Source organism: Vibrio sp. 1159 (genome assembly GCF_033340395.1).
Taxonomy (GTDB): Bacteria; Pseudomonadota; Gammaproteobacteria; order Enterobacterales; family Vibrionaceae; genus Vibrio; species Vibrio alginolyticus.
In genome coordinates this window covers 1-22,923 of record NZ_JAWOWL010000053.1, presented here as the reverse complement: position 1 = coordinate 22,923, position 22,923 = coordinate 1, and the positions used below count along the sequence as shown (strand labels likewise).

Genomic DNA, 22,923 nt, shown 5'->3' with positions numbered 1-22,923 from the left:
GCTACGACGATTGATGGGCGTAGCCGCTCAGATCGTAGTTTCTTGATTTAGTTCCATCGAATTACGCAACAAAGCCAGTACATACTCGAATCACAAACCTTTTGAAAAACAGAACCTTTCCCAGCGCTTATTGCGCATCTGGGAACCACTCTTGCAGCAGATCACGAGAGCGCTCTAGCTCTTTCTGCCAAGAGTTCACGCCAACTACGGTCGGTTTTAGCAAGATGACCAATTCTGTTTTCTCAGTTACGTTATTTACGTTGCGGAACAAATGCCCCAGTGCTGGTACATCGCCCAAAAATGGGACTTTAGAAACAAGCTCACGATTTTGCTGTTTCATCAACCCGCCGATAACCACAACATCGCCATCTTTAGCACGAATAACCGAGTCTGATTCACGAATAGAGCTTTTCGCTAATGGCAGTTGGATGTTTTGGAAATCTCCGCCCAAGTTCAATTGCTTCACTTCTTCCGTGACTTCAATAACTGCGGGGTGAACATGCAGGAACACATTGCCTTTGTTATCAATTTGCGGAGTCACATCGAGGGAAATACCCGAGAAGAATGGCGTCAGTTCTACTTCAGGAACTGCATTTGAGTTTTCACCGTTGCCTGCATTGCTCGATAGCTCGGTAACAAAGTACTCATCGGTACCCACTTTGATGACAGATTTTTGGTTGTTGGCAGCGGTAATACGAGGGCTCGAAAGGACGTTCAAGTCACCTTGCGTAGACATAAAGCTCAACACGGCATTGAAGTTACCATCAGAGATAGTCACGTTAGTTTGACCGCCCAATAGCGTGCCAATCGCATCCAATGGTGGTAATGCCGATTCAGGGCGGTTGACTACGATACTACCCGAGTTACCAATTGACGCCGATAAGTTTGACCAGTTGATGCCTTGTTGGTAGCCATCATTCAACGTCACTTCTAGGATTTTAGCTTCAAGAATGACCTGGCGCTGCATGCGCTCCTGCGATACACCTAAGAACTCGCGTACTTCGCGAATATCATCTGGAAATGCTCGAACCGTAATAACTCCCGCTTGTGGCGTTACAACCACACTTTGCCCTTTGCCTGAACCAATTAGATTCGCAACAGCTTGCTGCAGCATCGGCCAGAAGTCACTTTCAGTGATGGTTTCGATGCGTGTACCGCCCGTAGATGTGGTCGAGCTATCGTTGTTGTTTCCATTGTTAGAGTCTGACGAGTCAGAACTGTCTGAGCTACCACCAGAATTAGACGTACCAGCCGAGGTTACAGAGCCCGTAACAATGCTGGTTAATGAGCGACCAGAACGCTTGAACTGCAGGTAATCGACTGGAATGGTCACCGTACGCATACCTGCTGGGTAGATTTGAATAACTTTGCCAGACTTCACCACGTCATAGCCATACATATTCTGTACGACATTCAGAACTTCATCCAATGTCACATCTGACAAGTTGACGGTGATATTACCTTGTACCGATGGGTGAATCGCCACGCTGTACTCAGTGCCTTTCACTAATGAGGCGAAAAAGCTTCTTGCATCGACCGCATTCGCCTGAATACGAAAACGCTTCGAGGTGCCTTGCTCTGATGCAACGTTCGAGTCTAAATTTGGCATCAAGTCTGCCTCAACAGAAGAAGGGATTTCTTCCAATGTGCGGCTGTTCGCTTGATTGATCGATTCATTGAGCGCTTCTTTAACTTCCACTGGATTCCGATGACCCATTGAACATCCCATTAAAGAAGCAATCGTTATTCCTACAACTAATTTGCGCATATCTGATCGGGCTCTGGTTATTATTGTTTTACGTTTAAATCAAAAAGCTCTAGGTCCCACTGACGGTTACCACGCTTTAAAGTTACAAATTCACTATTAATGCTCGCGACGCGATAACCCTTAAATAGCTCGCCTTTTTCGACAAGTTTGTTATCCATAATCGCGATACAATCAGTACTTGGCTTACACACAATACTGTTGAGCTTAGGCAGTCGGTACCGTTTAACTTTTGGTTTCGCTGACGTTTCAACCGCTGGCTTTTCCCAACCAAGTGGGGCCGTTGGGTCTTGGTTTGCCCAAGCGGTTCCTGCCGCTGCCATAACAAGCAATGAGATGATGAGTTTGTTAACCACCAATAAACTCCTCTCTAGATCCTAGTGTGTAGACTTCTAACACAAGCTTCGCTTTCGGGTACTCTTCGACTTTATAACTAAAGCTTCGCCAGTAATAACTCGCAGGAAGGCTCTCCAATTTATTCAGATAATTAGCAATAGAAAAATAGTCACCAGTCAGTTCCATACGAACAGGATGCACGTAGTAACCAGAGTATTGCGATGCTTCTTTATCTTCCGTTATTGGCTCAGATGGCAAGGTTTGCAGAGACAAAAGGTGAATGCCACTTTGCTGCTCCAACACATTTTCAAGCAGCTCAGCCATTTGCGAAGGTGTAATAAGATGCTCGATGATCTCCGCTAATTGCATCGAAAGATGCTGACTCTCAGCTAACAGATTAGATATCGCGCGATCAATCTCAGCATTTGGATCTTTCTTAAGTTGCGCCTGAATACGTAGCGTATCGATTTCAATCTTTTGATTTGCTTGCTTTAAATTACTTAGTTGCCTCTCATTACTGATGATCTCGTTAAGCTTTGGCTCCAATACCAGCGTAAAGAGCAACATGATTACGACAACTAAACCGCACAATGCAGTGAGCACTTTTTCACGCGTACTCATTTCGCCAAAGCGCCCTTCTAATGAGAGCCAGAATTCGTTCATTTCTCTTTATCCTCGCGCGTTTTTAGTTCAAACGTCACAATATCCTTATCATTTCGACCTATTTTGACGTCGTCAAACGTTCGGCCAACCAAGCTAATTTCATTTTTAAATTGGCTGACCCAATTTGGCACTGAGCTCGGTTTTTTCGCTAGTCCCTTCAGATCTAAGGTATGGGTATTGATTCGAATTTCGGACAAAGAAATTTCTTGGTTTCCTAGCTTCGCTAATGATTGCATCACGCCAGAGTAACCCGTGCGTTGCGAGTCATCGTATTTCCCGACAGCTTTAAGCGAGTCTCGCTTCGCCTTGACTTCACGCTCTAAGCGGGCTTTAGCTGCCAGCTTATTATTGTCAGGTTGATGTTTACGTAGCTTGACTTGATAACGTTCAAGCTCTGACTTCATGATATCGCCTTTACTTTTTACAATAGCAATCTCATCTTCCAAACCGCTGCTCTGCCAAGTGACATAACCGTAAGAAAATAGAATTGCAGCCGCCGCAACGCCCCAAGATAACGCGATATTTTTTAGCGTCAGGAGCTCTTTTTTCGGTTTTAAGTAATCGGGATATAAGTTGACGCGTCGAGTATTTGAAGTAGCCGCAGTGTCAGCCAAAACATGCCCTGATAGCTCATGTTCTGGTGGTAATAACGGTGAAACCTTAGTACTTAAACGGTAGTTCAGAGCCTGAACAAGCTCGCTCTCATCCTCTTCATCACAGCACACTTTCAATTGGTGTAATTGCACGTGGCGTAACTGAGATGAAAGATAGTCAATCGAACGTTGCAGTTCTAACGACAGACTGTCCATCTGTAAATCGCTAGACGGAACCCCCGTTAACGGTGGCGTCACACTGCGAATAGAGCGGTGGAACGCAATAGTATTTTCGACAAAAGCGCTTATACGGAAATGACCACGCACACTGCGTTGTAATAATAGGAAGTTTCCTAGTTCACCAGCAGTCTCTCCCCAAATATCGTCTTCAGGAAGAATGGCTTCTAATGGTAACTGGGCTCGACTGGCCAGTAACACAATCTTATCCAATATTTTTCGCGATAAGACGTATGCTTGCACTTTGGTTGAATTCGGTAACTCGACCGCATCGGCAATAATGTCGATGGCGCGCTCAGAGATCAGTTCTTTCAACAAAAACGGTAATGCGGCTGGCCATTCTTGACGCGGCATGACCGGTTTGTCGATTTGGTACATCTGGTAATAGTTATGAGAAAGAATAACCGTTAATGAATCATACGCACTCGCTGCAACGCTCAATGCTTGCTCAACGGCTTTTTCCCAATTGGACTCAGAAATATCAAATTGGTATGGACGACTACTTTTGATTGAAGATGATAAATAAACGGCGTCTGGCTGAATAACCAAAAAGCAGGAGCGATCACCACTAGATGATCGCTTAAGCTTGTCGAATAGTGCTTTGAAATCCATGATTATTATCTTTATTTTTTCCGCCAGCGATTTCGTCTTCCCAATTTAACTTGGGATTCTGATTGAGAATTCGGCAACGCTTGGGGACGAGGAAGAAACTGCTGCTCCGCAGAAAAGTAACGCCCTTGCCCACCATAAACCCCGAGCTCAATTAATGTGTTGAGCTCGTTCTGATTCTCAATTCCCACTGCTATAATTTTAGTTTTACTGTTTGCCGCCGCACCTAGCATACTGCGGACAAATAGCTGGTTTTCATGTCGTTGGTCGATTTTTGCTACTAAACTGCGATGAAGTTTAAGGTAACGAATGTCCACTTCTTTTAAATAGTGAGTGCTGACGATGGTACGCCCAGCCTGCCCAACCATTAAGTGGCACCCTAAACCGGCCAGCATTTTAGCGACTGGTCGCATAAAGTCTAAGTGTCTTACAAATTGTGCTTCAACAAACTCAAAACTGAGACACTTTCTCTGCTCACGTGACAACTGTAAGAGTTCATCACGAAACCATTTAAAGTACTCTCGGTTAGAAAATGGCGTTACATTCAAATTGAGCGCATACGATCTTGAGTTATCAAAATTATCCTTAAACTCTCTTAAGAATTTATTAATAACCGACTTATCCATTTGCGCTTCATAACCAACCTGTCTGATCGCAGAAATGAACCGAGATGCTTTAACAATCCCATTCTCAGGATCGCGAATCCGACATGTTAACTCTTCATATAATGATTTTTTATGCGTCGCGTCACTTATTGGGTGCACAGATTGTGCGTAGAGTATCACACTTTCAGGTGTAAGTGCTGTGTCAAATAACGTTCTCCACCTCACACTTCCGCGAGCTTCTTCATCGTGGTTCCATTTTTTGAAGCGACTCCAATTATTGTTATTTTGTAGTTGCGCACTACGCAAAGCAGTCTCGGCTTCATCAATGATTTGGCTGTGTCGCTCACCTTCTTTATAAGTGGTGATGCCAATATGGCACCAGTTGTCTGGATCAAGTGGCTCTGGCGGCATTAACTTTTCTAACTGGCGAATGCATTGCGAGGCAAGGTTAGCCACATCTTTCGCACTTTGGTGCGGTAGAAAAAGCGCAAAATCAGCATCGTAATAACGGGAAAATACAACATCTGGGTATCGTTGAACTAAATTGGACAATAAACTCCCAACTTCAACAATAAACTCATCCGTAATTTGCTTATCTTGCTCTTCTTCAACCAGTTTCCAGTCTTGAATACGAACTAGCAACACGGCGCCGCGAGCCCCGCTTTCTAGTAACGCCGATTCCAACTTGCTATCAAATAACACTCGGTTAGCGGTACCGGTTAGCTTATCAAGGAAGGTTTGAGTTCGAATAAAGGTATCAAATCGGCTTCGCTCTTGACGCGCATCTTGTAACTCTTCGATTAATACATCGAGCGCTTCACTGGCGGTGTAAGGCCATTCTTTTTTGTCACCTTTGGCATACTGCTCCACCCTACCAGCCAGGATCATTCTGCCTCGCTCTTCGAGCATTTCGGAGCCTTCTAATTGTTCCTTAAGCCATGCCACGCCGCGCATTAAGCAGAAGATGATCAATATAACGGCAAGCGTGATCGACCAAAGCGCCTGCATTGAGTAGCTGTAACCTAAGTAAGGGGGAATTGCTTTAAAGTGAATCGTGTAATCTTGATTGTGAGTCAACTGGTACTCAGCCTCAAACAAGACTGACGCTTCCATTTGATGAGAAGTATCTTTGAAGCGATAAACAACGGCGTTGTTGGTCGACAACGTCATTTCGACAATATTGGAAGCCTGCAGCATTTTCGGCATCCAGCGCTGCATAGAATAAGCGGCGTCAGGATCTTCCATCTCCTTGTCGACCACCTCTACGATCCCTTCTAAATAATGGGTGAGATATTCCTGCCCAAGACGTTTAAAAGAGAGGGTGCCACCGACAAACAAGATAAACATGGCGCAGATAACGATCATGGTGACGAAGGCCACCAGCCGTGTGCTTAACTTAAGAGTTGGGGTATACCTCATGAATACCAAATTCCTTTTTTATTCATCATATACCTTATTGAAATATTTATACTTGATAAGAGTTCATCAAACAATCGGATTAGTCTGATAGTGAGAGGCTGGAGCATAAAGAAAATCACACTCATTGATAAGTTTTATTGTTACGCCTAACCTTGCCAAGATAAGCCTGTGAGATCATTAGATTGCGACAATAAAAAAGGCCGCGATATTCGCGGCCTTTTCGATTCAAGCATAAGCAGAATTTAGAACGGGATATCGTCGTCAAAATCCATTGGTGGCTCATTGTACTGCTGCTGTGATTGCTGCGGAGCCTGTTGTTGTGGTTGCTGTTGCTGAGGCGCATTGTACTGCTGCTGAGCTGGCTGTTGAGGCTGACCCCATCCACCTTGTTGCTGCTGTTGACCGCCCATAGGTGCGCCGCCACCTTGAGCACGACCGCCAAGCATTTGCATCACACCATTGAAGCCTTGAACAACGACTTCAGTTGAGTAGCGATCTTGACCACTTTGATCTTGCCATTTGCGAGTTTGCAGTTGCCCTTCAATGTAGACTTGAGAGCCTTTACGCAAGTACTCACCTGCTACTTCCGCAAGTTTGCCGAACAACACAACACGGTGCCATTCCGTTTTTTCGCGCTGTTCGCCAGTCGCTTTATCACGCCATGAATCAGAAGTCGCAATAGTAATGTTTGCTACTGCACCGCCATTCGGCATGTAACGAATTTCAGGGTCGTTACCTAGATTCCCCACCAAAATAACTTTGTTAATTCCACGGCTGGCCATGATGTGCTCCGTTTCACTCTGGATATATAAAATTTTAGCGCATTAGAATAGCACGCTTTAATGTTTTGATTAAAGTCTAATACCATTGTGATCTATTGAGTCACCCTCTAGAACCCAAATCGTATTTCAACTTACGTGTGTAGCATTTTTGATTCGCGTTGCAGACATCGTTTCGTGAAGCTTTGAATTCGAACGCATTTATTCAGTAAAGCGATGGTTATGGCCTCTCTTTAATGCCAGTTTATGGCTTCTATTGAACCCAGGGAGATTGGAACACGTGAGAAAGTCGGCTTACGCAAGAAAGCTATTTCTGATCAGTATGGAAGATAATGCGCAAAAAAAAGTGGCGGCACTCGAAAAGTACATTGATATGAGCATCCCGGTGATTTCAACCGAAGCACTCATGGAAGCCAAGCCACAACACCGTAATAAAATTCTACTGATAGACTTCAGTGAACATAAATCACTTGTTCAATCGATCAAAAACTTGCCTCTTGTATGGAAAAACTTTGAAACCGTTGTCTTCAACGTGCCTAAAAGACTAACCACAGATGAACTTCTTTCATTTGGTCAATTAAAAGGTGTGTTTTATTCTGAAGATACGCTAGAGCAAATTGGAGAAGGGTTAAAAGGCATTGTTAACGGTCAAAACTGGCTGCCGCGTAATGTAACCAGTCAACTTTTACACTATTACCGCAATGTCATTAATACTCATACTGCACCAGCTACGGTAGACCTAACCATTCGTGAGCTACAAGTACTGCGTTGCCTACAAGCTGGCGCCTCGAACAGTCAGATGGCCGAAGAGTTATTCGTCAGTGAATTCACCATCAAATCGCACTTGTATCAGATATTCAAAAAGCTATCCGTAAAGAACCGAGTACAGGCAATCGCCTGGGCAGACCAAAACTTAATGTCGTGATGCAATGTTAGCGGCTCTGATAACTGAAATGACGAGTCGCTCATCTTTTTTCCGCACCGAGTCTCACATTTTTTCCTACTTTATTCATGATTCATTGATACCTCTCGTGTTAAAGTTATGCGCAGATTCTTGATAAAAACGAGATAGGATATTCCCCCAATGATAAAAAAATGTCTGTTCCCTGCTGCAGGCTATGGCACACGCTTCCTACCGGCAACGAAATCTATGCCAAAAGAGATGATGCCAGTCGTGAACAAACCGCTTATTGAATACGGTGTCGAAGAAGCAATCCAAGCTGGTATGAACGGCATGTGTATTGTGACAGGTCGTGGCAAGCACTCGATCATGGACCACTTTGATAAGAACTACGAACTGGAACATCAGATTAGCGGTACCAACAAAGAAGAGCTGTTGGTAGATATCCGTGAAATCATTGAATCTGCAAACTTCACTTATATACGTCAACGCGAAATGAAAGGCTTGGGCCACGCGATTCTAACTGGACGAGAATTGGTAGGCGATGAGCCATTTGCTGTTGTTCTTGCTGATGACCTTTGTGTGAACGAGCAAGAGGGCGTACTGGCTCAGATGGTGGCACTATTTAAGCAGTTCCGCTGTTCTATCGTTGCAGTGCAAGAAGTACCAGCCGAAGAAACACACAAATACGGCGTTATCTCTGGTGAAATGATCAAAGACGACATCTACCGCGTAGACGACATGGTAGAAAAACCAGAGAAAGGCACGGCGCCTAGCAACCTTGCTATCATTGGCCGCTACATCCTGACTCCCGATATTTTTGAACTGATCGAAAACACCGAACCTGGTAAAGGTGGTGAAATTCAAATCACTGACGCGCTGCTGAAGCAAGCAAAAGCGGGCTGTGTGTTGGCTTACAAATTCAAGGGTAAACGCTTTGACTGTGGTAGCGTTGAAGGTTACATCGAAGCAACTAACTATTGTTTTGAAAACCTGTATCTAAAAGATGAAAAAACCTCTGAGCTAGGTAAGCACGCAACACAAAAAGCAGTATAAAGCATCGTCTTAGTACGAAATTACTGTATCGAAAGCCCAGCACAACGCTGGGCTTTTTACTTTACTGTTTTTTTATCCAGTAATTTTCTTTGCACATTTCTCACACTATGTAATACTTGCCCCACTTGGTTATACATAGAGCAAAAACGATGGATAAAATAGAAGTTCGCGGTGCCCGAACCCATAACCTTAAAGACATTAATCTTACAATCCCTCGCGATAAACTGATTGTCATTACTGGACTAAGTGGCTCCGGTAAATCCTCTCTCGCTTTCGATACATTGTATGCAGAAGGCCAACGACGCTACGTAGAGTCTCTCTCTGCCTACGCTCGTCAGTTTTTGTCTCTGATGGAAAAACCCGATGTCGACCACATTGAAGGGTTATCACCTGCGATTTCTATTGAACAGAAATCTACTTCTCATAACCCGCGTTCAACCGTCGGTACAATTACCGAAGTCTACGACTACTTACGTCTATTGTATGCTCGTGTGGGCGAACCCCGCTGTCCAACGCATCATGCCCCTCTTGCCGCGCAAACCATCAGCCAAATGGTGGACAAAGTCCTAGAGATGCCGGAAGGCAGCAAAATGATGCTATTGGCGCCTATTGTCAAAGAACGTAAAGGTGAGCATGTTAAAACGCTTGAGAACTTAGCGGCTCAAGGCTTTATTCGTGCGCGTATTGATGGAGAAACTTGCGATCTTTCCGATCCTCCAACCCTTGAACTACATAAAAAGCACACCATTGAAGTTGTGGTAGACCGCTTTAAAGTTCGTCCAGACTTACAACAGCGCTTGGCCGAATCTTTCGAGACAACACTCGAATTATCAGGCGGAATTGCGGTTGTCGCGCCAATGGATGGCGACGGTGAAGAGATTATTTTCTCCGCCAACTTCGCTTGTCCACAATGTGGTTACAGCATGCAAGAGTTAGAGCCGCGACTTTTCTCATTCAACAACCCTGCTGGTGCATGTGGCACTTGTGATGGTTTGGGTGTTCAACAATACTTCGATCCAAGTCGAGTCATTCAAGATGATTCATTAAGCTTGGCACAAGGTGCGATTCGCGGTTGGGATCAAAAGAACTACTACTACTTCCAAATGCTCACCTCATTGGCCGATCATTATGGTTTTGACCTCCATGCCCCTTTTAATTCTCTGCCAAAGAAAACGCAAGATGTCATTCTAAAGGGCTCAGGTCGTACTGAGATTGAGTTTAAATACATCAACGATCGTGGCGATATTCGCGTTAAGCGTCATCCATTCGAAGGTATTCTGAATACCCTAGAACGTCGCTATCGTGATACAGAATCCAACTCTGTCCGTGAAGAGCTTGCGAAATACATCTCCACTAAATCTTGTTCAAGCTGTGGCGGTACTCGTCTACGCCTTGAAGCACGTAACGTGTTTATTGCTGATACGACACTACCTGAGATTGTTGAACTCAGCATTGCTGATGCATTGGAATTCTTCCATTCCTTGAAACTGGAAGGTCAACGCGCCCAAATCGCTGAAAAAGTGATGAAGGAAATCAACGACCGCCTGCAATTCTTAGTTAATGTCGGTTTGAACTACCTAAACTTATCACGCAGTGCGGAAACCTTATCAGGCGGTGAAGCTCAACGTATTCGTTTAGCAAGCCAAATTGGTGCAGGTCTTGTTGGTGTGATGTATGTTCTGGATGAACCGTCGATTGGCCTCCACCAGCGTGATAATGAACGACTCCTAAAAACACTGACTCATTTGCGCGATTTAGGTAATACCGTACTTGTGGTAGAACACGATGAAGATGCGATTCGCTGTGCAGATCATGTCATAGATATTGGTCCTGGTGCTGGCGTACATGGTGGTAATGTTGTTGCGGAAGGCACCATGGAAGAGATAGTCGCGAATCCGAATTCTCTGACAGGTCAGTACTTAAGTGGTGTTAAAGAAATCGCAGTACCGAAAGATCGCACGCCGCGAGATCCGAAAAAAACGGTTGAGCTATTAGGCGCAACAGGTAATAACCTTAAAAACGTTAACCTTTCAATTCCTGTTGGGTTATTCAGCTGTATTACAGGAGTATCTGGCTCAGGTAAATCAACGCTGATTAATGATACTTTCTTTAAAATTGCGCATACCCAACTTAACGGAGCGACAACGGCTCAGCCTTCACCTTATAAATCGATTAAAGGTCTAGAGCACTTCGATAAAGTCATCGATATCGATCAAAGCCCAATTGGCCGTACACCTCGCTCTAACCCTGCAACCTATACGGGGATCTTTACACCAATCCGTGAACTGTTTGCAGGCACACAGGAGTCGCGTTCTCGCGGTTACAAACCGGGCCGTTTTAGTTTTAACGTACGCGGTGGTCGTTGTGAGGCCTGTCAGGGTGACGGTGTTATCAAAGTAGAAATGCACTTCCTACCAGATGTTTATGTGCCATGTGATGTGTGTAAAGGTAAACGCTACAACCGTGAAACGCTCGAAGTACGTTACAAAGGTAAAACTATTGATGAAGTGCTAGAAATGACGGTCGAAGATGCACGCACCTTCTTCGATCCAGTTCCTGCCATCGCTCGCAAACTACAAACACTGATGGATGTGGGTTTGTCGTACATACGATTGGGTCAAGCGGCAACAACACTCTCCGGTGGTGAAGCACAGCGTGTGAAACTGGCGCGAGAGCTATCCAAACGTGATACAGGAAAAACCTTGTACATTTTGGATGAACCAACAACCGGCCTTCACTTCCATGATATCCAGCAGTTGCTCACTGTACTGCACAGACTTCGCGACCACGGAAATACTGTCGTGGTGATCGAGCATAACCTGGACGTCATTAAGACTGCGGACTGGATTATCGATCTTGGTCCTGAAGGGGGTCAGGGTGGCGGCGAGATAATCGCTCAAGGCACTCCGGAAGATGTGTCGCAAATCGAGGGTTCGCACACAGCTCACTTCCTCAAGCCTATGTTGAAGTAGAAAAAACAGGTAAAGTATCGAGACCAGCAAGTGCTGGTCTTTTTTCATTCAAAACAACGCAATAACTATGGCTACTATACATGTAAGTGGAACAAAGCTTTCTCCCGAAAAAGTACAGGTTCCCCTCAATCGCAAGTTTCTCATTGCCTTGGCAACACTATTTGTGTTGGCAATGCACTTTTTCATGCCCAACCCCGGCGGTTCGGGGCTTTCGCTTTCGTTCAATGCGACAACTTGGATTGCTTTTAGCTTTGCATTAGGCATTGGGTGTTACCAACTTGCGAATAATCGAGTACTACGTTACTCAAAACTAACCATCGGCTTGTTCATTAGTACTCTTATCATGACGGTGCCCATTCTGTACCCAAATGCGAATAGCAGTTTGGCAGCCAATAAGCTCATTGGCCTGTGGTGTGGTGTCCTGTTCTTTATTGTCTTACAACAATTTCATTTCAGTAATAAACATCGCCAACGCCTATTATGGTTCATTGTCCTTGCGGTTGTTATCGAAGCCATTTTTGGTTTGACACAATATCTGTATCTCAAACCAGGCAATCCGTTTGGTTACGACACGGTGGCCAATCGTCCTTATGGTATTTTCCAACAGCCCAATGTAATGGCCAGCTTTCTTGCGACAGGGTTGGTGATTGCCAGCTATTTACTTGCACGTCAGCCCTACAAATACGATCGTAAGTTAAGCGATGTTTACCTTCTCTATGCCGTACCAGTTTTAACTTTACCACTAATTGTGGCGTTGGCTTCACGCACTGGTTGGTTAGCCTCGGTCATCGCCGTGTTGTTGGTCATTCCATACATGTACCGCTTTGCAACCAAAGGGCGCTTTATCCGCTGGGTTGTGTCACTTGTAAGTGGGCTCTTACTCTCAGTCGTTGTCATGCATCTTGCCTTTCCTGATGGAGGTGGGTTAGCCGCAGAAAAAGTAAATATGGAGTCTCCTCGAGCGTATACTTTTCCACAAACATTAGACATGGTGATTGAAAAGCCTTTTACTGGTTATGGATATGGCAAGTTTGAATCTGAGTACATGCTGTATACGGCTCGTCAACATGCCCTAAATGAGAATTACCCAGCTGGTTTGCCAGCCATGGATCATCCGCATAATGAGCTACTTTACTGGGGAGTAGAAGGTGGCTTGCTGCCAATACTCGGCATCTTCTTAGCGATGGCACTGGTACTGTATCGAATCTATCAAGCCAAACGCGGAACTCGTCTTGCGTTGCTGGCCTTGTTTATACCTATCGTATTGCACTCGCAACTGGAATACCCTTTCTACCACTCTCTCGTGCATTGGTTGATCTTCGTTATCCTACTGTACTGGGTCGATCAGCGCGTCTCTCGTTATCGACAAGTCGGCTTTAGTAATGTAACCAAAAGCTTGCTGCGTGTTTTTAGTTTGGTACTTCCCGTTGCGTTTACGTTTTACATGGTAAGCGCATTACATACGAACTATGTATTGACGAAGTTTGAGACCACTAGACCAACTAACCCTGATATTCTGAATCAAGTCAGTAACCCTGTAGTTTGGAAAGACAGATTTGATTGGGATGTCTATAGCACGTTTTTAAACCTTGGGCTGTACCAACAAGACGCAACCTTGATCAAGCCTTATATCGATTGGTCGCTAAAAATCATCAAAGATAAGCCTCGCCCTGCATTTTATAATAATTTGATTTTGGCCTACCAAGGCTTAGATGACTCAAGTAAAGCGGAGCAAATTAGAGCTGAAGCGCAGTTTTTGTTCCCGAAGATTGATTTCAGTGACGTCAATTACCAACCACCTTCTCAAGCAATCTCTGCCTCACCAGCCCCCACTTCAGGAGCTGAGTAATAAATACCAAAAAGCGAAGGGATGACCTTCGCTTTTCTTTATCTCATTACTGTATGATTTTATTCAGTGAGTGACTCTTCTAACGCTTTTAAGCACAGCGCAACGTTTTCAGATCGAGCGCCGTAACCCATTAAGCCAATACGCCACGCTTTACCAGCTAATGCCCCAAGGCCTGCACCAATTTCTAGGTTATAGGTTTCTAGCAAGTGAGCACGAACTTTTGCTTCATCAATTCCTTCAGGCACGTAAATCGCATTTAATTGTGGCAACCGATGGGCTTCGTCCACAACAAATTCAAAGCCTAACTTTTGTAAGCCATTTTTGAGTTTTTCATGCATCAGTTGGTGACGAGCCCAAGCGTTTTCTAATCCTTCATTTTTCAGTATCAATAAAGCTTCATGAAGCGCATACAAGCTATTAACTGGCGCCGTATGATGGTAACTACGCTTGCCTTCTCCACTCCAATACCCCAAAACTAAACTCTGATCGAGGAACCAACTCTGTACTGGTGTTGTTCTTGCTTGAATCTTTTCAATCGCGGCAGTAGAAAACGTCACTGGTGAGAGCCCTGGTACACATGACAAACATTTTTGACTGCCAGAGTAAACCGCATCCAGTTGCCATTCATCCACTTTTAACGGCACACCACCAAGCGATGTCACCGCATCAACAATAGATAATGCATTATGCTGTTTCGCCAGCTTACCCAATGCTTGAGCATCACTGACTGCACCAGTTGAGGTTTCCGCATGCACAAAAGCAAGAATTTTTGTATCTGGGTGCTGTTCGAGTGCTTGCTCGACTTTATCAATGGAAACAGGCGTCCCCCATTCATCATCGACGATAACAACTTCGCCACCAGCACGGACGACATTTTCGCGCATGCGTTCACCAAATACACCGTTACGGCAGACGATCACTTTGTCGCCTTTCTCGATCAAGTTTACAAAGCAGGTTTCCATCCCTGCGCTACCAGGCGCTGAAACCGCAATAGTGAACTCATTGTCAGTTTGAAAGGCATACTTCAATAGCTGCTTGAGCTCATCCATCATACCGATAAACAGAGGATCAAGGTGACCTACCGTAGGACGGCTTAGTGCTTGTAACACTTGAGGATAAATATCAGAAGGACCAGGTCCCATTAAAATACGGTGAGGCGGAATAAAGCTTTGGATCGACATGTCAGCTCCTTGATTATCTTTTATCCTGAGCATTCTAAAAGTTCTATTCAATAACATGGCTCAGGTGTAGGGTTCTTCACCCTAATAGATTTTTCCTCTATCAGCAATTAGCCGTAAGTATGGAGGTCAAACCAGTGTCACAAAATCGTTAATAAAAAACACCATAACGGTTGAAATATTGATTGACATTAAGGCCTCAAAACCGTTCAATGTTTGAGCTTTATGTAGAAGAGGAGCGCTACCCAGGTAGATGATTTGTGGAACCGCAATTCCAACACCAATCATTGAGGGGGAGTAGTGCCGAGGTAAGTCAAAGTTGCAGGATTTGACTTGTCGGTTGAATTGGGCTGAATCCCATCAACTGTCATCAGCGCAGTCTGATGAAGGGCTTCTGAGGGTAAATTTTTCAAATAGCATTCTAAATACCTCTCTTTTTGCTCTGTTCCTTTTCTCACTAAACATTGGATGTACAATTTTTTAGGAAGTCGTGGGAGAACGCAGTGAGCGCATTTAACGTAGCTAAATTCGGTGGAACCAGTGTTGCCAACTTTGAGGCAATGAGTCGTTGCGCCACCATTATCGAAAACAATCCAAATACTCGCCTGGTCGTGAGCAGCGCTTGCTCTGGCGTCACCAACCTATTGGTAGAACTCGCCAACGGTGTTCAGGATCAAACGCACCGTACTGAGCTGCTGCAAAATCTGGCCAACATTCATGACGCCATTTTAACTCAGCTCGAAGACAGCACGAAAACTGCTGCCGAGGTGTATGGCATATTAGATACCGTAACCAGCCTGGCCGAGGCTGCATCTATCCAAGCTAGTGCGAAGTTAACCGATCATTTAGTCGCATGTGGCGAACTCATGTCGACGCATATTCTAACTCAGTTAATGTGTGAGCGAGGCATTCAAGCTGTGCGCTTTGATATCCGCGATGTGCTGCGTACTGATGACAACTTTGGTCGCGCAGAGCCAAACATTGAAGCAATTTCGACGCTTGCGCAAGATAAACTCGTACCACTTTGCCAACAATCCGTTGTTGTTACTCAAGGCTTCATAGGATCTGACGAAGCCGGTAATACAACAACACTAGGTCGAGGAGGCAGCGATTACAGCGCCGCCTTAATTGCTGAGAGCGTCAAAGCGGCAGGGTTAGAAATCTGGACTGATGTTCCGGGCATCTACACAACAGACCCGCGAATTGCGCCAAAAGCCTCACCAATTCCTGAGATCAGCTTTAGTGAAGCTTCAGAAATGGCTAACTTTGGCGCTAAAATCCTTCACCCTTCTACGCTAGTACCTGCATTGCGCCACGACATTCCGGTATTTGTGGGGTCATCGAAAGAGCCTGAAAAAGGGGGAACTTGGATTCGCCACCAAGTCGAAAGCTCACCGTTATTCCGTGCGCTAGCTTTGCGTTGTAACCAAACCATGGTAACGCTACGCAGCGCCAATATGTTCCACGCATACGGTTTCTTAGCAAAGGTCTTTGAGATCCTTGCAAAGCATAAGATCTCTGTCGATTTGATCACGACATCTGAAATCAGTGTATCGTTAACACTTGATCAAACTGATACATCTGGCGGAGCACCACAGCTGCCGCAAGCTGCACGAGAGGAGTTAGAAGAGTTATGTAAGGTAGAAGTTGAACATGACCTATGCCTCGTTGCTCTCATTGGTAACAACATGAGTGAGAGTAAAGGCTACGCGAAACAGGTTTTTGGCACGCTAGAAGATTTTAACCTACGCATGATTTGTTATGGCGCTAGCCCTCACAACTTATGCTTCTTGCTCCATGAATCGGTATCGAAACAAGCCATACAAAAACTCCACACGGAGTTGTTTGAGAAGTAAGTTCAACTCAATAAAACAAAGGGCTGCGTATCTGCAGCCCTTTGTTGTTTCATTAGTTGTTATATTTGGACGAGGTAAACATCAATTTAACCATTAATGTTTGGCCCTAACCATTTTTCAGCCTCGATCCTATCCCACCCCTTACGATCGGCGTAACTCTCTAGCTGATCTTCTTGGATCTGTGCGATCGCAAAGTAACGTGAGTCAGGATGAGAGAAGTACCAACCAGATACTGACGCACCCGGATACATTGCATAGCTGGAGGTTAGAGTCATGCCAATATTCTCTTCCACATTAAGTAGCTCCCAAAGCGGTCCTTTTTCAGTATGCTCAGGGCACGCTGGATAACCTGGTGCAGGGCGAATACCTTGGTATTTTTCACGAATGAGATCATCGTTAGATAAATCTTCATCCGCAGCATAACCCCAAATTTCTTTACGGACACGCTCATGCAAATACTCAGCAAACGCTTCGGCTAGGCGATCCGCCACCGCTTGAATCATAATTGCGTTGTAATCATCTCCCTGTGCTTTGTATTCATCAGCAAGCTCTCGTTCACCAATACCACCAGTGACAGCAAATGCCCCTATCCAATCATGCTTACCCGACTCTTTAGGTGCGATGTAGTCGGATAAACAATAGTTGAATCCTTTTGGTTTCTCGGTCTGTTGTCGCAAGTTACGTAATACTTTCACAACGTCGGTACGAGTTTCATCAGCATAAACTTCAATGTCGTCCCCCACGCTAGCAGCAGGGAATAAGCCACACATTCCACGCGCTTTTAACAGACCTTCTCGCTCAACTCGATCAAGTATCTCGTTGGCATCTTCGAATAAACGTTTTGCTTCTTCACCAACTTCTTCATGTTGGAAAATTGTTGGATACTTACCCACAAGTGACCAAGTCATAAAGAATGGTGTCCAATCGATGTATTGACGTAATATAGCCACATCAAAATCATCGAAGATATGAATGCCAGGCTTAACAGGCACTGGAGGGGTGTAAGCTTCCCAATCGATAGCAACTTTATTCGCTCGAGCCGCTTCTAATGTCACTGGTTTGGTTCTCGGTTTCTTTCGATTATGTTGATCACGTACTCGTTCGTAATCAGCTTCAAGTTTTTCAACAAATTCAGGGCGACGTTCATCTGACAGAAGAGAAGTACATACGCCCACTGCACGTGAGGCGTTGTTCACGTAAACCACTGGATGCTTGTAATTTTGCTCAATCTTAACTGCTGTATGGGCTTTTGACGTTGTTGCGCCACCGATGAGAAGAGGTAAGTTAAAGTCGAGACGCTCCATCTCTTTGGCAACATGCACCATTTCGTCTAATGAAGGCGTGATCAACCCTGATAAACCAATAATATCGACGTTTTCTTCTTGCGCTACTTTTAAGATCTTTTCGCAAGGAACCATGACACCAAGATCGATAATTTCGTAGTTATTGCACTGCAATACAACGCCTACGATATTTTTCCCGATATCATGTACATCACCTTTGACCGTCGCTAGCAAAATCTTACCGTTTGTTTGTCCCACCTGCTTTTCTGCATTGATGTAGGGCTCCAGATGCGCGACTGCTTGCTTCATCACTCGGGCAGATTTTACGACCTGAGGAAGGAACATTTTACCTTCACCAAACAAGTCTCCGACGACGTTCATCCCATCCATTAGTGGGCCTTCAATCACCTCTAATGGCTTTGAAGCGTTGACACGAGCCTCTTCGGTATCATCAACGATGAACTCAGTTATTCCTTTCACTAACGCGTGCTCTAAGCGCTTTTCAACAGGCCAAGTTCTCCACTCAAGTGCAGAGGCATCCTCCTCTTTACCTACCCCTTTGCCTGCATATTCCGCCGCGATATCTAACAATCTCTCAGTGGCGTCATCACGACGATTAAGAACGACATCTTCCACAGCCTCACGCAATTTTTCAGGCACGTTATCGTAGATTTCTAACTGACCCGCATTCACAATCCCCATATCCATACCATTTTTAAAACAGTGGTAGAGGAACACCGCGTGAATCGCTTCACGTACATAGTTATTGCCACGGAAAGAGAATGAGACGTTAGAAACACCACCCGAGATCATCGCGTGTGGTAAATCACGTTTGATATCGCCAACGGCTTCAATGAAATCCACCGCGTAGTTATTATGCTCCTCGATCCCCGTAGCAATGGCAAAAATGTTTGGGTCAAAAATGATGTCTTCTGGTGGAAAGCCCACTTCATCAACAAGAATTCGGTAAGCGTTGGTACAAATTTCTACTTTGCGCTCACGTGTATCTGCTTGCCCAATCTCATCAAACGCCATCACAATCACAGCCGCACCGTAACGGCGGATCAACTTAGCTTGTTCAACGAATTTCTCTTTGCCTTCTTTGAGAGAGATCGAGTTAACAATGCCTTTTCCTTGGATGCACTTAAGACCGGCTTCAATAACCTCCCACTTGGAAGAGTCAACCATGATTGGTACTTTTGAGATTTCAGGTTCTGACGCACAAAGGTTTAAAAAGCGAACCATACAAGCTTGTGCATCCAACATGCCTTCATCCATGTTGATATCGATAATTTGAGCGCCATTTTCAACTTGTTGACGAGCCACATCGAGCGCTTCATCGTACAGTTCTTCTTTAATCAAGCGCTTAAAACGCGCAGAACCGGTTACATTCGTACGCTCACCGACATTGATAAATAAAGAGTCTTTATCAATCGCGAGTGGCTCTAGGCCAGACAAGCGACAAGCAACGGGAAGTTCAGGTAATTGACGAGGGGCGATATTTTCAACCGCGAGTGCCATTTGGCGAATGTGCTCAGGAGTTGTACCACAACACCCACCAATCAAGTTTAAAAAGCCACTTTGAGCCCACTCTTTAACATGCTTAGCCATATCTTCTGGCGACAAATCGTATTCGCCGAATGCATTCGGAAGCCCAGCATTTGGGTGAGCGGAAACAAAAGATTCTGATATACGAGAGAGCTCTTCAACATAAGGACGCAGCTCATCTGGACCAAGTGCACAGTTCAAACCAAACGAAATCGGTTTAACATGACGTAATGAGTTGTAAAACGCTTCTGTGGTTTGACCGGATAATGTCCGACCGGAAGCATCAGTAATAGTCCCCGAGATCATCACAGGTAACTCAATACTCATCTCTTCAAACACACTTTCAACAGCAAATGAACAAGCCTTAGCGTTAAGCGTATCGAAGATGGTCTCGATAAGAATAAGGTCTGAACCACCTTTAATAAGCGCTCGAGTCGATTCAGAGTAAGCCTCAACTAACTCGTCGAAAGAAACATTTCGATATCCGGGGTCATTTACATCAGGAGAAATAGAACAAGTTCGGTTTGTCGGCCCTAAAACCCCTGCGACATAACGTGGTTTATCGGGTGTTTTTGCGGTCCATTCGTCTGCAACTTCACGTGCAAGCTTGGCAGCTGCAAAGTTAATTTCTTCACTTAGGCTTTCCATCTCGTAGTCAGCCATCGCAATGGTTGTTGCGTTAAAAGTGTTGGTCTCAAGAATATCTGCACCCGCTTCTAAATATGCAGCGTGAATTTCCTTGATAAGTTGAGGCTGACTTAGAACCAACAGGTCGTTGTTACCTTTTAGATCACAATGCCAATCCGCAAAGCGCGTTCCTCGATAGTCTTGCTCTTCAAGTTTGTACCCTTGAATCATGGTTCCCATACCACCATCAATCAAAAGAATACGTTGCTTCAATTGAGCTTCAATCTGTTGTCTTACGTTACTTCCCACAGTACAGCCTCATTCCTTTAGTTATCTTTCCATCCTATCACACAAACTTCAGGAGTCTAGACGTCTAAACGTGGAATTAATGATTATTTTATCTCCTTCTTAACTTACAAAATAATCACGAAAAAATGTTTGCTATTTAAGCAGCATCAGCCGAGAATTCCATTCATAAAATGTTACAAATAGAGAGCTCTATGTCGGTCTATCATACTTTATGTTTTCTATCCGCAGCTGCGATGCTAATTGCTTTTGTAAACAGCAAGATAGGAAAGATGCAAACCACCATTGCGATTACTGCAGGTTCAATGGTGCTTTCACTTCTAATCTTAATTGCGGGTCAAAACAACTGGTTCCATCTCACCGAAATTGCGACGGAGACAGTCACAAGGATTAACTTCGAAGATTTCTTGCTCAAAGGCATTCTTGGCTTCTTACTATTTGCTGGTGGACTAGGCATCAAACTCCCGAACCTTAAAGATCAAAAGTGGGAGATCACTGTTTTAGCCCTTGGAGCCACACTGTTTTCCACGTTCTTTATTGGATTTGCGCTGTATGGGTTTTGTCAGTTAATTGGCATCCAATTTGATTTGGTCTACTGCTTACTATTTGGTGCTCTAATATCGCCAACTGACCCAATCGCTGTATTGGCTATTGTGAAAAAACTAGATGCTCCTAAACGTATCTCCACTCAGATTGAAGGAGAATCGCTCTTCAATGATGGCTTCGGTTTGGTTATCTTCGTCACTCTATTTACGATTGCATTTGGCACTGAGGCACCAACTGTAGGTAGTGTCACCTTACTCTTCATCCAAGAAGCTATCGGTGGTATCACATATGGTTTCGTCCTCGGTTTGCTATTCCACTACTTGATCAGTGCCACCGATGATCACTCAATGGAATTGTTACTTACCATTGGTGTCCCAACGGCAGGTTACGCATTTGCTGAATACATCCATGTATCAGGCCCACTCGCAATGGTTGTATCCGGTATTATGATTGGCAACTGGACACGCTTTATTGGCTTTTCAAAAGAGAGTGAAGATCACCTTGACCATTTTTGGGAGCTTGTTGATGAATTCTTGAATGGCGTGTTATTCCTACTGATCGGTATGTCGATGCTGCTATTTGAATTCCACAAAGAAGACTGGATCATGATGGCTATTTCAGTCCCTCTTGTACTAGCAGCTCGCTATCTAAGTGTATTTCTTTCTTACATAGGCTTTAAACGTTACAGAAAATATAATCCATGGTCAGTGCGTATTTTGACGTGGGGCGGTTTACGCGGGGGCCTTGCATTGGCAATGGCACTTTCCATTCCATCTGGTATTTGGGTGATTCAAGATAAGTTAATCGATGTAAAAGAGATTATTCTTGTGATGACCTACTCCGTCGTTGTTTTCTCTATCCTCATTCAAGGCTCAACAATCACCCCAATGATTGAAAAAGCAAAAGCTGAAGAGAAGAAGATGGAAGAGGACAACCAAGCAATAACCACTCCAGAGCATACGGAGCCAGTGGACTCTTAAAGACACGTAACTTAATAAATAAAAAGCAGCTACCTAGCTGCTTTTTTCATAACTAATTTTCAGACTTCCCTTCAAGAACGAAGGCTCCTTATTCTTTGATATACCATCAAATATACGAAGAATCGCTACGCTACATTTTCATAGATACTAACTATTGCCGATAGATAGTATTCATAGACGAGTCTTTTAATTTACCCATTTTCATCTGTATCACTTCTCTTCCCTTGGCAATATAGGCTCCTCGCAAACATCAAAGCTAAACTTCCACAATACTTAGCAATGAGCGAGTTTGTATTTTTATGAGAAAGAGACATTTAGGGTGATTGCGTTCAGAACCCAAACGGGTTAGAAACCTCACCGAGATAAAACTGAGCTGGCACCCAGGTAGCAAAGCCTTAACGGAAGTTTAAATCCCTCCCTCTTGAACTCAGTGAGACTAAACTTGTATTCAAAGTCCTCCTGTTTTCAAATTAGAAACAAGCGACACTTCAAACAATTAAACTCTGTCACATAACTAGATTTTCTAATATCGAATAAAAGGAGCTTTGGTTAGAGCTTGGTATCGGAATAAGACTAAGGCACAGAGTTACGTGCTAGCTCGTTCACAACGGTATTAAAACCATGTGAAGAGGGTAGTGTAACTCCAGATGCAAGGTTTCAATATGAAAGTGGATTTAAGGTAAGTCGGGGAACTAAAACGAAAAAGCCTCAGTCTTTCGACTGAGGCTTAATCTTAATATAAGTGGCGGAGTGGACGGGACTCGAACCCGCGACCCCCGGCGTGACAGGCCGGTATTCTAACCAACTGAACTACC

The 22,923-nt window shown here is 44.4% G+C and carries 14 protein-coding genes and 1 riboswitch; of the genes, 6 read left to right on the top strand and 8 right to left on the bottom strand.

Features of this window, described 5'->3' with window-relative positions:
* Window positions 1-127: 127 nt before the first annotated feature.
* From mshL to R7127_RS24800, 6 genes are all read right to left on the bottom strand, one after another.
* Window positions 128-1,768 carry a pilus (MSHA type) biogenesis protein MshL gene (gene mshL, locus R7127_RS24825; protein WP_054702646.1) on the bottom strand — a complete coding sequence of 547 codons (1,641 nt, stop codon included), beginning with the start codon at window positions 1,766-1,768 and terminating at the stop codon, window positions 128-130.
* A 20-nt stretch (window positions 1,769-1,788) separates the two neighbouring features.
* On the bottom strand, window positions 1,789-2,121 hold the full coding sequence (locus R7127_RS24820; protein WP_005381196.1) for a hypothetical protein: 333 nt from the start codon (window positions 2,119-2,121) through the stop codon (window positions 1,789-1,791).
* Window positions 2,114-2,764 carry a type II secretion system protein GspM gene (gene gspM / locus R7127_RS24815; protein WP_005381197.1) on the bottom strand — a complete coding sequence of 217 codons (651 nt, stop codon included), beginning with the start codon at window positions 2,762-2,764 and terminating at the stop codon, window positions 2,114-2,116. Before gspM ends, R7127_RS24820 begins: the two co-directional genes overlap by 8 nt.
* Window positions 2,761-4,206, bottom strand: a complete 1,446-nt coding sequence (locus R7127_RS24810; RefSeq protein WP_005387799.1) for a hypothetical protein — start codon at window positions 4,204-4,206, stop codon at window positions 2,761-2,763. Before R7127_RS24810 ends, gspM begins: the two co-directional genes overlap by 4 nt.
* Window positions 4,207-4,217: 11 nt before the next feature.
* Complete coding sequence (gene csrD, locus R7127_RS24805) at window positions 4,218-6,227, bottom strand: RNase E specificity factor CsrD (protein WP_005381201.1); 2,010 nt, start codon at window positions 6,225-6,227, stop codon at window positions 4,218-4,220.
* 242 nt (window positions 6,228-6,469) lie between these two features.
* Window positions 6,470-7,009, bottom strand: a complete 540-nt coding sequence (locus R7127_RS24800; protein ID WP_005381235.1) for a single-stranded DNA-binding protein — start codon at window positions 7,007-7,009, stop codon at window positions 6,470-6,472.
* Window positions 7,010-7,286: 277 nt separating this feature from the next.
* On the opposite strand from R7127_RS24800, the gene R7127_RS24795 reads away from it, so the two are divergent.
* The 4 genes from R7127_RS24795 (at window position 7,287) to R7127_RS24780 (ending at window position 13,784) form a co-directional block, all read left to right on the top strand.
* On the top strand, window positions 7,287-7,931 hold the full coding sequence (locus R7127_RS24795) for a LuxR C-terminal-related transcriptional regulator (RefSeq protein ID WP_033907423.1): 645 nt from the start codon (window positions 7,287-7,289) through the stop codon (window positions 7,929-7,931).
* A gap of 159 nt (window positions 7,932-8,090) precedes the next feature.
* Window positions 8,091-8,963, top strand: coding sequence for a UTP--glucose-1-phosphate uridylyltransferase GalU (gene galU / locus R7127_RS24790; RefSeq protein ID WP_005381239.1), 873 nt, complete (start codon window positions 8,091-8,093; stop codon window positions 8,961-8,963).
* Window positions 8,964-9,112: 149 nt separating this feature from the next.
* Window positions 9,113-11,935, top strand: a complete 2,823-nt coding sequence (gene uvrA, locus R7127_RS24785; protein ID WP_005381241.1) for an excinuclease ABC subunit UvrA — start codon at window positions 9,113-9,115, stop codon at window positions 11,933-11,935.
* Window positions 11,936-12,002: 67 nt separating this feature from the next.
* The gene (locus tag R7127_RS24780) at window positions 12,003-13,784 is read left to right on the top strand and encodes a PglL family O-oligosaccharyltransferase (protein ID WP_031779063.1); all 1,782 of its coding nucleotides are present in this window, start codon (window positions 12,003-12,005) and stop codon (window positions 13,782-13,784) included.
* Between the two features lie 59 nt (window positions 13,785-13,843).
* Here the strand turns inward: R7127_RS24780 and R7127_RS24775 are convergent, their stop codons facing one another.
* A complete protein-coding gene (locus R7127_RS24775; protein ID WP_005381245.1) occupies window positions 13,844-14,965 on the bottom strand; it encodes a pyridoxal-phosphate-dependent aminotransferase family protein in 1,122 nt (373 codons plus the stop codon).
* Between the two features lie 220 nt (window positions 14,966-15,185).
* Window positions 15,186-15,364, top strand: a riboswitch (Lysine riboswitch).
* A gap of 101 nt (window positions 15,365-15,465) precedes the next feature.
* Between R7127_RS24775 and lysC the strand changes: the two genes are divergently transcribed.
* Window positions 15,466-16,818, top strand: coding sequence for a lysine-sensitive aspartokinase 3 (gene lysC / locus R7127_RS24770; protein ID WP_017821324.1), 1,353 nt, complete (start codon window positions 15,466-15,468; stop codon window positions 16,816-16,818).
* 86 nt (window positions 16,819-16,904) lie between these two features.
* Here lysC and metH read toward each other — a convergent pair whose 3' ends face one another.
* Window positions 16,905-20,585, bottom strand: coding sequence for a methionine synthase (gene metH, locus R7127_RS24765; protein WP_172563478.1), 3,681 nt, complete (start codon window positions 20,583-20,585; stop codon window positions 16,905-16,907).
* Window positions 20,586-20,776: 191 nt separating this feature from the next.
* On the opposite strand from metH, the gene R7127_RS24760 reads away from it, so the two are divergent.
* Window positions 20,777-22,108 carry a cation:proton antiporter gene (locus tag R7127_RS24760; protein WP_104979770.1) on the top strand — a complete coding sequence of 444 codons (1,332 nt, stop codon included), beginning with the start codon at window positions 20,777-20,779 and terminating at the stop codon, window positions 22,106-22,108.
* Window positions 22,109-22,923: the final 815 nt, after the last annotated feature.